General features: G+C 41.8%; 11 protein-coding genes. 10 read left to right on the plus strand and 1 reads right to left on the minus strand.

Annotation, left to right across the window (positions count from 1 at the left end; genetic code table 11):
• The first annotated feature begins 93 nt into the window (after positions 1 to 93).
• The 10 genes from IV50_RS03070 to adhE all read left to right on the plus strand — a co-directional run bounded on the left by IV50_RS03070 (position 94) and on the right by adhE (position 13,849).
• Positions 94 to 1,725 (plus strand): ABC-F family ATP-binding cassette domain-containing protein, encoded by a 1,632-nt coding sequence (locus IV50_RS03070; RefSeq protein ID WP_057744930.1) that lies wholly within the window; start codon positions 94 to 96, stop codon positions 1,723 to 1,725.
• Positions 1,726 to 1,821: 96 nt separating this feature from the next.
• A complete protein-coding gene (locus tag IV50_RS03075; RefSeq protein WP_057744933.1) occupies positions 1,822 to 2,313 on the plus strand; it encodes an aminoacyl-tRNA deacylase in 492 nt (163 codons plus the stop codon).
• Entirely contained in the window at positions 2,310 to 3,029 is a 720-nt protein-coding gene (locus IV50_RS03080) for a hypothetical protein (RefSeq protein WP_069201670.1), read from the plus strand. The genes IV50_RS03075 and IV50_RS03080 overlap by 4 nt, the downstream gene beginning before the upstream one ends.
• 10 nt (positions 3,030 to 3,039) lie before the next feature.
• On the plus strand, positions 3,040 to 3,711 hold the full coding sequence (locus IV50_RS03085) for an HD domain-containing protein (protein WP_057744939.1): 672 nt from the start codon (positions 3,040 to 3,042) through the stop codon (positions 3,709 to 3,711).
• An 87-nt stretch (positions 3,712 to 3,798) separates the two neighbouring features.
• Positions 3,799 to 4,530, plus strand: coding sequence for a GntR family transcriptional regulator (locus IV50_RS03090; protein WP_057744943.1), 732 nt, complete (start codon positions 3,799 to 3,801; stop codon positions 4,528 to 4,530).
• Between the two features lie 162 nt (positions 4,531 to 4,692).
• Positions 4,693 to 7,146: a phosphoketolase family protein gene (locus IV50_RS03095; RefSeq protein WP_057744946.1), complete on the plus strand. Its 2,454-nt coding sequence runs from the start codon at positions 4,693 to 4,695 to the stop codon at positions 7,144 to 7,146.
• Positions 7,147 to 7,283: 137 nt separating this feature from the next.
• Complete coding sequence (gene thiD / locus IV50_RS03100; RefSeq protein ID WP_057744949.1) at positions 7,284 to 8,096, plus strand: bifunctional hydroxymethylpyrimidine kinase/phosphomethylpyrimidine kinase; 813 nt, start codon at positions 7,284 to 7,286, stop codon at positions 8,094 to 8,096.
• Between the two features lie 56 nt (positions 8,097 to 8,152).
• Positions 8,153 to 8,872, plus strand: a complete 720-nt coding sequence (locus tag IV50_RS03105) for a DUF4811 domain-containing protein (RefSeq protein WP_057744952.1) — start codon at positions 8,153 to 8,155, stop codon at positions 8,870 to 8,872.
• A gap of 98 nt (positions 8,873 to 8,970) precedes the next feature.
• Positions 8,971 to 10,869, plus strand: a complete 1,899-nt coding sequence (locus tag IV50_RS03110) for a M13 family metallopeptidase (RefSeq protein WP_057744955.1) — start codon at positions 8,971 to 8,973, stop codon at positions 10,867 to 10,869.
• 283 nt (positions 10,870 to 11,152) lie between these two features.
• Entirely contained in the window at positions 11,153 to 13,849 is a 2,697-nt protein-coding gene (adhE, locus tag IV50_RS03115; RefSeq protein WP_057744958.1) for a bifunctional acetaldehyde-CoA/alcohol dehydrogenase, read from the plus strand.
• 99 nt (positions 13,850 to 13,948) lie between these two features.
• Here the strand turns inward: adhE and IV50_RS03120 are convergent, their stop codons facing one another.
• Entirely contained in the window at positions 13,949 to 14,782 is an 834-nt protein-coding gene (locus tag IV50_RS03120; RefSeq protein ID WP_057744961.1) for an exodeoxyribonuclease III, read from the minus strand.
• Positions 14,783 to 15,017: the final 235 nt, after the last annotated feature.

A 15,017-nucleotide genomic window follows, 5' to 3' on the forward strand; every position in this document is an offset into this window, starting at 1 on the left:
CAATGGGCGGACATATGTTCGTCCATTTTTGATATGATGGAGATTGATTGTTTTAAGATATGAATTAACGCAAAAAAGGAAGTAATAAAAAATATGTTAACAGCCTCAAACGTTTCAATAGCTTTCAACGGTAAAAAGCTATATCAAGATGTTAATCTTAAATTTACACCAGGAAACACATATGGAATTATTGGTGCCAATGGTGCCGGTAAGTCAACTTTCCTAAAGATTTTGGAAGGTAAGTTGCAACCAACAACTGGAACAGTTTCAATGGATCCAAACGAACGTATGTCATCATTGGTACAAGATCACTTTGCTTTCGATGACTACACGGTGATGGATACAGTTATGCAAGGTTATAAAGAGCTTGCTGAAGTTAAGTCTGAAATGGATGCCATTTACGCTAAGCCTGATTTCTCTGATGAAGACGGAATTCGCGCAGGGGAACTTTCAGCGCAATTCGACGACATGAACGGTTGGACTGCTGAGTCAGATGCCTCACAACTTTTGCAAAGTGTGGGTATTCCTGAAGACATGCACCAAACTAAGATGAGCGAATTATCAGAAACTGAAAAGGTTAAGGTTTTGTTGGCCCAAGCTTTGTTCGGTAACCCTGATATTTTGATTTTGGACGAGCCGACTAACGGTTTGGACACTAAGACAATTGCTTGGTTGGAAGACTTCTTGGCCGATTATCCAAATATCGTTATCGTCGTATCCCACGACCGTCACTTCTTGAACACTGTTTCAACAATGACTTTGGATGTGGACTTCGGTAAGATTACAGAATTCGTGGGAAACTATGACTTCTGGAAGGAATCTTCAGAATTGGCATCACGTTTGCAAGCAAACGAAAACGCTAAGAAGGAAGAACAAATCAAAGAATTGCAAGACTTCGTGGCCCGTTTCTCAGCCAATGCCTCAAAGTCAAAGCAAGCCACTGCACGTAAGAAGCAATTGGAAAAGATTACATTGGACGATATTCAACCTTCAAGCCGTAAGTACCCATACGTGCACTTTGATGTTGCCCGTGAAATGGGAAATGACATGGTTAAGGTTGAAAATGTATCAAAGACCGTTGATGGTGTTAAGTTGCTAGACAACGTGTCATTCACATTGCGTCCAAATGAAAAGACGTTAATTATGGCCGATAACGACGTTGCGACAACAGCAATGTTGGATATCTTGGAAGGCAACATGGAACCTGATGAAGGAACTGTGACTTGGGGTGTGACAACTTCACGTGATTACCTTTCAAAGGATATGGGAAAGAACTTCCCTAAGCCTGATATGCCAATTCTTGATTTCTTGCGTGACTTTGCGGGTAAGGATGAAGATGACAATACTTTCTTACGTGGATTGTTAGGACGGATGTTGTTTAAGGGTGAAGATGTTGAAAAGACATTGGATGTCCTTTCAGGGGGTGAAAAGGTCCGCGTTATGTTAGCTAAGCTAATGTTGACGAAGCCAAACGTTTTGATTTTGGATGACCCTACTAATCACCTTGACTTGGAATCAATTACCTCATTAAATGATGGATTAATTGACTACAAGGGTGGTCTAATTTTCACATCACACGACCACACGTTTGCACAAACAATTGCTGACCACATTATCGTGCTTGGTAAGCCTGGCGTTATTGAACGTGCCGAAACGGATTACGATGAATTTATCGCTAACCCTGGGGTACAAGATGCGTTGAAGGAACAAAATATTCAACTATAAAGAAAAGACGGACAGTGATGTCCGTCTTTTTTGCTTGTGTTTTTGGTGAAATCATTTAAAAATAGACATATATTATATGTGTTAAAGGGGTTCAACATGGCAAAGAAAACAAAAATTAAAAAGATTTTAGTTGAACAAATTTTAGATAAAGCAAATGTTCCATATGAAACAATTGTGTTCGAAGACGGGATGAATCGGCATGCCGATGAAATGGAGAAATATCACCTGGATGATCACAGTATCTATAAGACACTGGCTTTAACAGGCAATGTAACCGGCCCGGTAATTGGTATTGTACCGATTGATGCACACCTGGATGAGAAGAAATTAGCGGTCGTTTCAGGTAATAAAAAAGTCAATATGATTCCAACCAAAGACCTCCAAAAGACGACGGGTTACGTACATGGCGCTAATAATCCTGTTGGTATTTGGCAAAATAAAAAATTCCCAATTTATATTGACGAATCGGCGCGAACAGCAGGTGAACTCACAGTTTCAGCAGGCGAAATTGGACGATCAAGTCGCATTAATGCTGAGGATCTGGCGCAGTTTGTGTCAGGAACATTTGCTGATTTGCAACAAGCATGATGCCAAATTATTTTACAACGCTAGTGCGGTTACTGTTAATTGTATTAGTGATGCCTTATGTAGGGGCAGCAGTGATTTCAGCAATTACTAAGCGCACAAATCAATTAATTGTGAATCATTTCGGCACCCAAGCGCAGTTTTACTTTAGTTTTTTTGGCATTATTGTCCATGAATTATCACATGCTGCGATGGCACTATTATTTCGACACAAGATTGATAAAATCAGCTTGGTCCAAAAAGCAGATGTTGAACAAACCCTAGGCTATGTTTCTCATGCGTGGAATCCCAAGAGTTTATACCAACAATTGGGTAATTTCTTCATCGGGATGGGGCCGTTGTTTGGAATCGGGTTAGCCGTTTGGCTTACAACATATGTGTGTTGGCCACAGCTGTTGACAGCATTGCTACGACTGGATTCGAGCCAACTTTGGATGGGTATCATTTGGTGGCATCTCCTGATTTGGTTACTTTTATGTATTCAGTTTTGTTTAGCCTTGAACTTGAGTCGGGCGGATTGGCAGAATATTCAAAGTGGCATCGTCAGCTACATCGTTTTTTTGGCAGTGTTAGCAGTGCCTCTCTGTTTTATTGTGACGAACACGCAAATGTTATGGCAAGATTTTGGACGTTATATCCTGTATTTTCTTCTGGCCATGTTCGGTTTTAGTTTAGTTATTGATGTCGTCTTTAATGTGTTAACGCGAACCAGAGAATAAGGAGTCTTTCATGAACGAACAAGAACAAATTCAGTTAAGCGCACTTGATGCCTTTATGCGCGAACGGTTGCAACAAGATGAAAGTGGCCATGATACAGGCCATATTGATCGAGTTGTGCAGTTGGCGCAACATCTGCTTGAGACCGAACCAACCGCTGATGCTTTCATTACTTTGGCTGCAGCTACTTTGCATGATACTTATGATGATAAGCTGTTCGATGATGTCGTGGCGGCTAAACAACAAGTGGCGGATAAAATGACTGAACTTGAAATTGACCCAACGCGCCAAACCACCATTTTCCATATTATCGATAATATGTCGTGGAGTAAGCAACGTTTCGGTAAGCCTGAGCCATTGGATATTTCGGGGAAAATTGTGCAAGATGCTGATCGTCTAGAGGCAATGGGGATGATCGCAGTTGCACGTGTCATTCAGTATGGTGTCCAAGCCCATCACATTTTATATGACCCAAGTATCCCACCACGTGATTTGAAGACGAAAGCCGATTATCGGAATCCTGCCGGTGAAACGATGATTAATCATTTTGATGAGAAGTTATTTTTGCTCAAAGATTACTTAAATACTGATGAAGGTAAAAGAATTGGTGCTATTCGAGATAAGGCGATGCATCAGTTTGTAAATCAATTTAAGGCCGAATGGGCTGGTGTTGATTATCAATAAATCATTAAAAGTGGTCCAACCAAATGCTTTTGGTTGGACCACTTTTATGTTATGCTAAACGCAAGTTAACAAGATGGAGAGAGTAGGATGGAACAAGAGGCAATATACTTACGTGTATTAACTGACTTGAAAAAGCGGATTAATCAACAAGAATTTGCGACATTAAAACTGCCTGACGAACGTTCACTTGCCGTTGCATACGACGTATCACGGAGTTCGATTAAGCGCGCTTTGAATGTGCTAGCGCAACAAGGAATCATTTTTAAGAAACGTGGGTCAGGAACTTTTGTGAATCCACTATATTTGAAGAATCAAAACATGTTCCAATCAACGGGGCATAGTTTGGGCGTTTCGGACTCATTCCGAATTGACGGTGAGGCACCAGCAATTGAATTAGTTTCATTTGATAAACAATTAGCAGATAAAGATACGCAATTAGCCTTGTTTTTGGAAGAAGGCGAAGAGGTATACCATATTAAACGATTGCGTCAATTGCAGGGTAAAACTTTCATGAGTGAAGATGCATTGGTTCCGGTAAAGTTATTGCCAAATCTAACTGAAGCGGATGTCCATGCTTCCTTATTTAAATATGCCGAACTAACGACGAGGAAACCTGTGACACGCTCATTTTTGACAGTTTCAGCAGAGCCGTCAACACCACAGGATCAGCGTGCTTTGGGCTTAAAGTCGACCGAACCAGTAGGTGTGATGGCTGGGATTTACTTCCTAGATGATGGTACGCCATTTGAAGTTGGAACCATGAGAATTCATTATAAATACATGCGATATAATAGCTTTGATAGTCTAGATGGTGAATAGGCTGTTTACGTCATTTCAAAAACCAATAATTGGACCGTTCCAATTATTGGTTTTTTCTTGTATGTCGTATTTAAATCTGTTATCATGATTGTGTTGACTTAGGAGAATTGTCTTCTAAAGTCGTAACTTATTTCTCAAACAATTTATTAAGGAGATATCAAAATGGCAGTAGATTTTGATTCAAAAGAATACCTTGAAAAAGTTGACGCCTGGTGGCGTGCAACCAACTACCTTTCAGCTGGTATGATTTTCTTGAAGAGCAACCCATTGTTCTCAGTTACTAACACACCAATTACATCTGAAGACGTTAAGGTTAAGCCTATCGGACACTGGGGTACTATCTCAGGTCAAACTTTCCTTTACGCTCACGCAAACCGTTTGATCAACAAGTACGGTTTGAACTTGTTCTACATCGGTGGCCCTGGTCACGGTGGACAAGTTATGGTTACGAACTCATACCTTGATGGTACTTACACTGAAGATTATCCTGAAATTACTCAAGATATCGAAGGTATGTCACGTTTGTTCAAGCGTTTCTCATTCCCTGGTGGAATTGGATCTCACATGACAGCCCAAACTCCAGGTTCATTGCATGAAGGTGGAGAATTAGGTTACTCATTGTCACACGCCGTTGGTGCTGTGTTGGATAACCCTGACCAACTTGGTTTCACTGTTGTTGGTGATGGAGAAGCCGAAACTGGTCCATCAATGACTGCATGGAACGGTATCAAGTTCTTGAACCCAAAGACTGATGGTGCGGTTTTGCCAATTTTGGATCTTAACGGATTCAAGATTTCAAACCCAACTTTGTTTGCACGTATGTCAGACGAAGAAATCTCAAAGTTCTTTGAAGGTTTGGGATGGTCACCTCGTTTCATCGAAAACGATGACATTCATGACTACATGGCTTACCACGAAAAGGCTGCTCAAGTCTTTGACCAAGCTATTGAAGACATCCAAGCAATCCAAAAGGACGCTCGTGAAAACGATCGTTACCAAGACGGTGAAATTGCAGCATGGCCTGTAATTATCGCTCGCTTGCCAAAGGGTTGGGGTGGACCACGTTTCGACGCTAAGGGTAACCCTATCGAAGATTCATTCCGTGCCCACCAAGTGCCACTTCCTTTGTCAGCTGGTCACATGGAAACATTGGACCAATTCGAAGAATGGATGAACTCATACAAGCCTGAAGAATTGTTCAACGCTGATGGTTCATTGAAGGAAGAAATCGCTGAAATCGCCCCTAAGGGTGACAAGCGTATTTCTGACAACCCAATCACTAACGGTGGTGCCCCTAAGGGTCAATCATCAAAGGATTTGGATTTGCCAGATTGGAAGAAGTTTGCTAACGAAATTACTGCTGAAAACCGTGGTACTGAATTAGCTGACGGAAACCGTAACATGGACATGAACGTATTGTCAGGATTCTTTGCTGAAGTTGCACGCATGAACCCTACATCATTCCGTATCTTCGGACCTGATGAAACAATGTCAAACCGTCTATGGGACATGTTCAAGATGACTAACCGTCAATGGATGGAACAAACTGAATTCCCTAATGACGAATTCGTTGCTCCTGAAGGACGTATCATCGATTCACAACTTTCAGAGCACCAAGCTGAAGGTTGGTTGGAAGCATACACATTGACTGGTCGTGTTGGTGTATTCGCATCATACGAATCATTCCTACGTGTCGTTGACTCAATGATCACACAACACTTCAAGTGGTTGCGTCACGCCTCAGAACAATCATGGCGTAATGATTACCCATCATTGAACTTGATTTCAACTTCAACTGTATTCCAACAAGATCACAACGGTTACACACACCAAGATCCAGGTATGTTGACACACTTGGCCGAAAAGAAGTCAGACTTCATTCGTCAATACTTGCCAGCTGATGGAAACACTTTGTTGGCCGTATTCAGCCGTGCGTTCTCAGAACGTAGCAAGATCAACCACGTTGTTGCCTCAAAGCAACCACGTCAACAATGGTTCTCTGCTGAAGAAGCTGATGTTTTGGCAAACGAAGGTTTGGCAGTTATCGATTGGGCATCTACTGCTCCACAAGGTAAGGCAGATATCGTATTTGCTTCAGCCGGTGCGGAACCTACTATCGAAACTTTGGCTGCTGTTGACCTTGTTAACCATGCCTTCCCTGAAGTTGCAATGCGCTACGTCAACGTTGTTGAATTGATGCGTTTGCAAGCTAAGAATGGTGCAATGAACGACGAACGTTCATTGTCAGATGACGAATTTGCTGAATACTTCGGTGAATCTGGAACACCTGTAATCTTCGGATTCCACGGTTACGAAGATTTGATTGAATCATTCTTCTACCAACGTCAACACTTGGGATTGCACCCACACGGTTACCGTGAAGATGGTGATATTACTACGCAATACGACATGCGTGTATACTCAGAATTGGATCGTTTCCACCAAGCTAAGGATGCTGTTGCTACTTTGGCAGCTAACGGCGTTATCAACGAAGAGAAGGCTGGCGCTTTCTTGGAGAAGATGGACAACATCTTGGCAAAGCACTTCGACGTTACTCGTAACGAAGGTCGTGATATTGAAGAATTCACTGACTGGAAGTGGGAACCATTGGTTTAATCAACCTGCGTTGATTAGCTAATCGTTTTACTAAAAATAAAAGCTAGAAAATATCATTTATTGATGTTTTCTAGCTTTTTTATTTGGCTCAATTAACCTATAATGAGAATAATTAGATCAATAGGAGTGAACTCGACATGGTAAATAGCTTTCCTCAAGTGGTGACAATTGCAGGTAATGATAGTGACGGATCAGCTGGTGGACCAGCGGATTTACACACTTTTTTTGCACGAGATACTTATGGTATGATGATTTTGACAGCTGCCGTAGCTGGAAATTCATATGGCATTCAAGAACAACGCACAATGCCATTGGATTTTATTACGCAACAATTTACAAGTATTGCCGATGACTTTGAGATTCGAGCAGCCAAAACAGGCATGTTGGCTGACCGAGCTATTATTCATAATGTTGTTGAAAATCTAAACCGTGTTTCATTTGGTGACTTGGTTGTGGATCCGGTTATTTCAACCAAACATGGGGCAACTTTATTAGAGATGGATGCGATTAAAGCGGTGCAAACCGAATTGCTGCCTCTAGCGACGATTACAACACCAAATATTTATGAAGGTGAGTTATTAGCTGATATGAGCATTGATTCACCTGATGATATGGAGGTAGCGGCACGCAAAATTCAAAGTTTTGGTGCAAAGAATGTGCTGTTAAAAGGGCGTCATGCCGACGCTAAGCAACTTGAAGTAACGGACCTATTGTTACTTGAAAATGGGGAAACACACTGGCTAACAGAGCCATATGTCGATACAACGCACATTAATGGAACGGGGGATACTTTGTCGTCTGTTATTGTGGCTGAATTGGCCAAAGGACAGTCAATTTTGGAAGCTGTTAAATTAGCAAAGACATTGACATATCAAGCCATTGCCGAAACGATTGAAGTGGGACATCAATTTGGGCCAATTAACATTTGGGCGGCTCAAGATAAAGCATAAAGTTCGAAAATTTGATACACTTAGTACTTAAGATAAATTAATGAGGTATTATATCTATGATTGTATTATTAGTACTAGGAATTGTGTTTTTGCTTTATACATTACTCCAATACGTACAACACCGTTCAATTCGATGGATTCCGTTGGTCATCGGAATTGCTTTGATTGGTGTAAATGTTTGGGGACTACGAGTTGATGACTCAGAACACTTGTTTATGACAAAACGTTCTGACTCAACAACGGAAAAGATTAAGCCGGCTGAGGAGTTAGGTTCATACAAATTCATCACGACAGAGAAAGTCGACGGTGGCAAGCATTATACTTATGATATGGGTGATAAGACTTACCAAACTTTAGCTGAAGGAACGAAGATGACGCTAAAAACTGGGACGCCCGCAACTTTGAAAACCAATTTAACGACTTATCAAACTGATAATGCATTTGATCGGTTTATGCGAATGGGACAAAGTCAAAAGACAGACACTAAAACTGCCTATGTGATGACAATTCCTAAAGACTGGCATGTGATTTCAACGAATCAATACCAACAATTGGAAGGTTTGAACAAAAATTCTGAGAAGACCATTTCGGATGCAGTGGCCAAGCAAGTGAAGATTGAATTTGCTAAGCGCTACAAGCAGGATCCTGACTTCTTAAAGAATAAAAAGGCACAAAAGACTGTTCAAGATCAAGTTGTTAAGTCAGAAACCCAAAAATATAACACGAAATTGAATGAGCAAATCGATCAGAAGTTGAAAGATTGGCACGTACAATAGCATGAAAAACCAGGCAACTTATCTGTTGATTGGTTTTTATTAGATATTGATGAGAAATGTGCTAAACTAGTATTACTATATAAAAATGAGGTGCTGAAATGACAAAAGTACGTAAACAAGATGATTTGTACGAAGCAGTCAATGGAGAATGGCAAGCAAAAGCGGTTATTCCTGATGATAAGCCCCGCACAGGTGGATTCAATGATTTGAGCGATGAGATTGAAACGCTTATGTTGGATACAACAGATGAGTGGTTAGCTGGGAAAGATGTCCCAAGTGACCCAATTTTGCAAAACTTTGTAAAATATCACAAGCTGGCTAGTGATTGGGAAACGCGTAATGCTAAGGGTTCTGCGCCTGTGGCGGATTTGATTGCGAAGTATCAAGCACTAGAATCATTTGAGGACTACAATGCGCATTTAGTTGAATTAGAACAAGCTGGTTTACCAAATGGGGTACCATTTGGTATTGCACCGGATTTTAAGGATGCGCAAACGAATGTGCTTTGGGCCGATAGTTTTGGAACTATCTTACCTGATACAACGTATTATGCTGATGATCACCCACAAAAGCAGGAGTTATTGGATAAGTGGCGTGAGTCGCAAACTGCGTTATTCAAGGCCTTTGGATTTGCAGACACTGAAATTGATGATATCTTAACGAAGAATTTGGCCTTTGATGCGCGTGTTGCTGAGCATGTCATGAGTAATGAGACGGCGTCAGAAATTACGAACGTCTATCACCCTTATACTTGGGATGAATTTGTGAAAATGGCTGGTTCTTTGGATGTCACTACTTTGATTCAAGCGCAATTAGGTCAGTTGCCAACTGACCTAATTGTTTCAGAAGATGACTTTTGGAAGCACGCGGATTTGTTCTATTCAGAAGAGGCGTGGCCTTTGTTAAAGGCGCACTTACTTGTTGCGATTGTAAATAGCTTTACAGCTTATTTATCTGACGATATTCGTTTAAAGGCGGGTGCCTATGGACGTTATGTATCTGGTGTTCCAGAAGCAAGCTCGCAACGTAAGTCAGCCTATTACTTGGCGGAATCGTTCTATGACCAACCATTAGGGCTATGGTATGCCGGTGAGAAATTCTCGCCTGAAGCAAAGGCGGATGTTGAGCACAAGGTGCAAACGATGATTGAGGTTTATAAAGAACGTTTGAACGCCGTAGACTGGTTGCAAGAAGAGACAAAGCAAAAGGCTCAAGTTAAACTAAGTGTGATTAATCCCCACATTGGTTATCCAGAAAAGCTACCTGAGCGTTTTGCTAAGCGTGTTATTCAAGATGACGATGATCTTATTTCTGCAGCACGTCGCTTCCGTGAACAAGCGACTGAGGAGGCATGGGGTCGCTGGAATCAACCAGTGGATCAATCTGAATGGGGAATGCCAGCAAATATGGTTAATGCCTACTATGATCCACAACAAAATCAAATCGTATTCCCAGCTGCTATCTTACAAGCACCGTTCTACAGTCTTGACCAAACGTCATCACAAAATTATGGTGGTATTGGAGCTGTAATTGCCCATGAAATTTCACACGCTTTTGACACAAATGGAGCGGAGTTCGATGAACATGGTAATTTAAATAACTGGTGGACTGAAGCTGACTTTGCTGCCTTTAAGGAACGGACACAAAAAGTCGTCGATCAATTCGATGGACTTGACGTGGAAGGTGTTCCGGTTAACGGTAAGCTAACTGTTTCAGAAAACGTGGCTGATTTAGGCGGTCTTGCTGACGCATTACAAGCCGCACAGTTAGAAGATGATTACTCTGCTGATGAATTCTTCACGAATTGGGCACGAATTTGGCGTCAGAAGCGTCGCCCTGAGTATGCGAAGATGGTGACGGCAGTTGATGTCCATGCACCAAATAATTATCGGGCCAATGTACCGGTAACGAATTTTGATGAATTCTATCAAACTTATGATGTAAAACCAACGGATGGAATGTATCGCGAACCAAGTGAACGCGTGATTATTTGGTAGTGCTTAAAAACCACAGTTTCTATATATAGAAACTGTGGTTTTTTATTTAGCAGATCAGATTAAGCGATTGTGTAAAAATATAGGAAATAGCACCCTTGTGTGATTAAAGTCACATATAGATAGCATGCATGAATATGAAATGATAAAACCAGTGTTAAACCGTTTCAAAAGAGTTTGAAAAAAACTTCACAAGAACTGTTGACACTACTTTGTGAAATGTTATACTAAGTATTGTTGATAGAGATAAAGAAATAAAACCTATATAAAAGAGGAGATCTTACCGATGGCAGAAGCACCTAAGAATAAGAAAAAAGAATTAACTCCAGAAGAGAAGGCTCAAAAGAAGGCCGACGCCGAGGCACAAACACAAGCTTTGGTTGAAAAGGCTCAAGTTGCCTTTAACGAATTTAAGACATTTAGCCAAGAACAAGTCGACAAGATTGTTGCCGCAATGGCATTGGCTGGTTCAGAAAACTCATTGCTTCTTGCTCACGAAGCACACGATGAAACTGGTCGTGGCGTTGTTGAAGATAAGGATACTAAGAACAAGTTCGCTTCAGAATCTGTTTATAACGCTATCCGTAACGACCGCACTGTTGGTGTTATCAGTGAAGACAAGGTTAAGGGACAAGTTAAGGTTGCTGCCCCACTTGGTATTTTAGCTGGTATCGTGCCAACAACTAACCCAACATCAACGACGATTTTCAAGTCAATGATGGCGGCTAAGACACGTAACGTGATTATCTTTGCGTTCCACCCACAAGCTCAAAAGTCATCTGTTCACGCCGCACAAATCGTTTACGATGCAGCTGTTAAGGCTGGTGCCCCAAAGAACTTTATCCAATGGATTGAAAACCCATCAATCGATGCCACAAATGCATTGATTACAAATCCTGGTATTGCTTCAATCTTGGCAACTGGTGGACCTGGAATGGTTAATGCTGCTTTGCACTCAGGTAATCCATCAATGGGTGTTGGTGCTGGTAACGGTGCCGTTTACATTGATGCTACAGCTAACATCGAACGTGCCGTTGAAGATTTGCTTATTTCAAAGCGTTTCGACAACAGTATGATCTGTGCCGCTGAAAACTCAGTTGTTATTGATGCATCAGTTTATGACAAGTTTATGGACCAATTGCAAAAGCAAGGTGGTTACTTGGTTCCTAAGAAGGATTACCAAAAGATTGCTGACTACGCCTTCAAGCCAAATGCTGAAGGTTATGGAGTCGCTGGACCTGTTGCCGGACGTCCAGGACCTTGGATTGCTGAACAAGCTGGTGTTAAGGTTCCTGAAGGTAAGGATATCTTGTTGTTCGAATTGGACAAGAAGAACATCGGTGAAGCTTTGTCATCAGAAAAGTTGAGCCCAATGCTTTCAGTCTATAAGGCGGAATCACGTGACGAAGCGATCGAAATCGTGCGTTCATTGCTTAACTACCAAGGTGCCGGACACAACGCCGCTATCCAAATCGGGGCTCAAAATGACCCATTTGTTAAGGAATATGCTGACGCCGTTGAAGCATCACGTATCTTGGTTAACCAACCAGATACACTTGGTGGAATTGGAGACGTTTATTCAGATGCTATGCGTCCATCATTGACGCTTGGAACTGGTTCATTGGGGAAGAATTCATTGTCACATAACTTGTCTACAGATGATCTATTGAATGTTAAAACTGTTGCTCGTCGTCGTAACCGTCCACAATGGGTACGTCTACCAGAGAACATTTACTACGAATCAAACGGAATTTCATACTTGCAAGATGTTGAAGGTGTAGAACGTGCCTTTATCGTTGCTGACCCAGGTATGGTTCAATTCGGATTCGTTGATGAAGTGCTTGATCAACTTGCATTGCGTGAGGAGCCTGTTAAGACTTCAATTTACGGAACTGTTAAGCCTGACCCAACACTTGGACAAACAATCGAAATTGCTAAGCAAATGGCTGACTTCAAGCCTGATACTGTTATCCTAATTGGTGGTGGATCAGCACTTGATGCAGGTAAGATTGCGCGTTACATCTACGAATACTCACAACAACACGAAGGTGTCTTGGATGATCCTGAAGCAATGAAGGAACTCTTCCAAAAGTTGCAACAAAAGTTTATCGATATCCGTAAGCGTATCGTTAAGTTTGAAGAGCAACCACTAACTAAGATGATTGCTATCCCAACAACTTCAGGTACTGGTTCAGAAGTTACACCATTCGCGGTTATCACTGATGACGAAACTCACGTGAAGTACCCATTGGCTGATTATGCTTTGACTCCACAAGCTGCTATCGTTGACCCTGAATTCGTTATGACTGTGCCAAAGCGTACAGTTGCATACTCAGGTTTGGATTCATTGTCACACGCTTTGGAATCATACGTTTCAGTTATGGCTTCAGACTTTACTCGTCCATGGGCTTTGCAAGCTATCAAGTTAATCTTTGATAACTTGGTTGAATCATACAACTATGATCCACAACACCCAACCAAGGAAGGTCAAACAGCCCGTGCTAATATGCACTACGCTGCAACATTGGCTGGAATGTCATTCGCCAACGCCTTCTTGGGATTGAACCACGCGATTGCCCACAAGACAGGTGGAGAATTCAACTTGCCTCACGGATTGGCTATCTCAATTGCTATGCCACACGTTATTAAGTTCAACGCGGTTACTGGAAACGTTAAGCGTACACCATTCCCACGTTACGAAACATACCGTGCACAAAAGGATTACGCTGATATCGCACGTTACATCGGTTTGGAAGGTAAGGATGATGCAGCCCTTGTTGATGCTTTGCTAGCTAAGATTAAGGAATTGACTGATGCCTTGGATGTTGATACAACATTGACTGGTAACGGTGTTTCAAAGAAGGCTGTCGAAGAAAGTGTTGATCGTTTGTCAGACTTAGTTTATGATGACCAAACAATCGGTACTAACCCACGTCAACCATTCTTGGAAGAAATCAAGCAACTATTGTTGGATGAAATCTAAGCAAATTTAAAGTTAAACAAAAGCACCCGGAATTTCCGGGTGCTTTTTTGTTATGACGAGCAAATAAAAACAGCTCAAGCACATGCTTGAGCTGTTTTTTTAATTGAGGCTAAAGTCTTTTAGGACAAGTTGGATTGGTGCATGATCTTGACGAGCACCGGTATCGATGACATCGAGACTAACCAATTTGTCACCGAGTTGATTTGAAATAAGGTAATAATCAATACGCCACCCGGCATTGTTGACCTTTGATTGCTTGGCGATTTGTGACCACCACGTATAAACCCCGGTTGCTTCAGGGTGTAACGTACGGAAGGTATCAATGTAACCAGCCTTGAGCAAATCAGTGAAGTCAGCGCGTTCTTCATCGGTAAAGCCAGCACTGTGATGATTTGTCTTTGGGTTCTTCAAATCGATTTCTTCATGCGCAACGTTAAAGTCACCAGAAAAAATGACTGGCTTTTCCGCGTTTAGCGAATCGATGTAAGTCGTGTAGGCTTTATCCCAGGCTTGACGATCTTCAAGTCGAGCCAGTTCACGCCCTGAATTTGGCGTATAAACAGTCGATACAAAGGCATTGGGGAACTCGAGGGTGATAATGCGACCTTCTTGGTCCATTTCGCCAGGCGCACCGATTTCAGGCATCGTAACGGATAATGGCTCCGTCTTGGTAAGCATCATCGTTCCAGAATAACCGGTACGCGCGGTACTGAAATTCAAATAGCGATGATATTCTGGGAAAAGCTCATCAAGCGCAGCCGCTTGTTTTTTGGTTAGGCCAGTTGGGCGTAGCTTCGTTTCTTGGATGGCTAAGACGTCTGGAGCAAGCTCGGCAAGATGTTGCAAAGTAGCCCAGGTCATTTCGCCACGTGGAGATTTATGTTCGACGGCAGCATTGATACTATCAATGTTCCATGAGATGAAAGTTGGCATAATATTCCGTCCTTTTTTTCTTATTGTGTTCATTGTAATGTATTTTGTGCACGATGTGTGAAGAAAAATGATGATGCTATGATGTGGTGGATGCTTTTTTTCATTTATAGGGTAACCATAGTCGTTTTTGAGCAAAATAAAAAGCGCAATCGAAATTGCGCTCACGTGGGGTAATGACTGATAGCCCAACAGGGAGTCGAACCCTGGATTCCGCGCTGAGAACGCGACGTCTTGA

This window comes from Weissella viridescens, assembly GCF_001437355.1.
In the GTDB taxonomy this organism is placed as follows: Bacteria; Bacillota; Bacilli; order Lactobacillales; family Lactobacillaceae; genus Weissella; species Weissella viridescens.

What these genes read in the sequence shown, in the direction of transcription:
- IV50_RS03070 (WP_057744930.1), top strand. Translation starts at nt 94, where the DNA reads ATGTTAACAGCCTCAAACGTTTCAATAGCTTTCAACGGTAAAAAGCTA.
- IV50_RS03075 (WP_057744933.1), top strand. Translation starts at nt 1,822, where the DNA reads ATGGCAAAGAAAACAAAAATTAAAAAGATTTTAGTTGAACAAATTTTA.
- IV50_RS03080 (WP_069201670.1), top strand. Translation starts at nt 2,310, where the DNA reads ATGATGCCAAATTATTTTACAACGCTAGTGCGGTTACTGTTAATTGTA.
- IV50_RS03085 (WP_057744939.1), top strand. Translation starts at nt 3,040, where the DNA reads ATGAACGAACAAGAACAAATTCAGTTAAGCGCACTTGATGCCTTTATG.
- IV50_RS03090 (WP_057744943.1), top strand. Translation starts at nt 3,799, where the DNA reads ATGGAACAAGAGGCAATATACTTACGTGTATTAACTGACTTGAAAAAG.
- IV50_RS03095 (WP_057744946.1), top strand. Translation starts at nt 4,693, where the DNA reads ATGGCAGTAGATTTTGATTCAAAAGAATACCTTGAAAAAGTTGACGCC.
- thiD (WP_057744949.1), top strand. Translation starts at nt 7,284, where the DNA reads ATGGTAAATAGCTTTCCTCAAGTGGTGACAATTGCAGGTAATGATAGT.
- IV50_RS03105 (WP_057744952.1), top strand. Translation starts at nt 8,153, where the DNA reads ATGATTGTATTATTAGTACTAGGAATTGTGTTTTTGCTTTATACATTA.
- IV50_RS03110 (WP_057744955.1), top strand. Translation starts at nt 8,971, where the DNA reads ATGACAAAAGTACGTAAACAAGATGATTTGTACGAAGCAGTCAATGGA.
- adhE (WP_057744958.1), top strand. Translation starts at nt 11,153, where the DNA reads ATGGCAGAAGCACCTAAGAATAAGAAAAAAGAATTAACTCCAGAAGAG.
- IV50_RS03120 (WP_057744961.1), bottom strand. Translation starts at nt 14,782, where the DNA reads ATGCCAACTTTCATCTCATGGAACATTGATAGTATCAATGCTGCCGTC.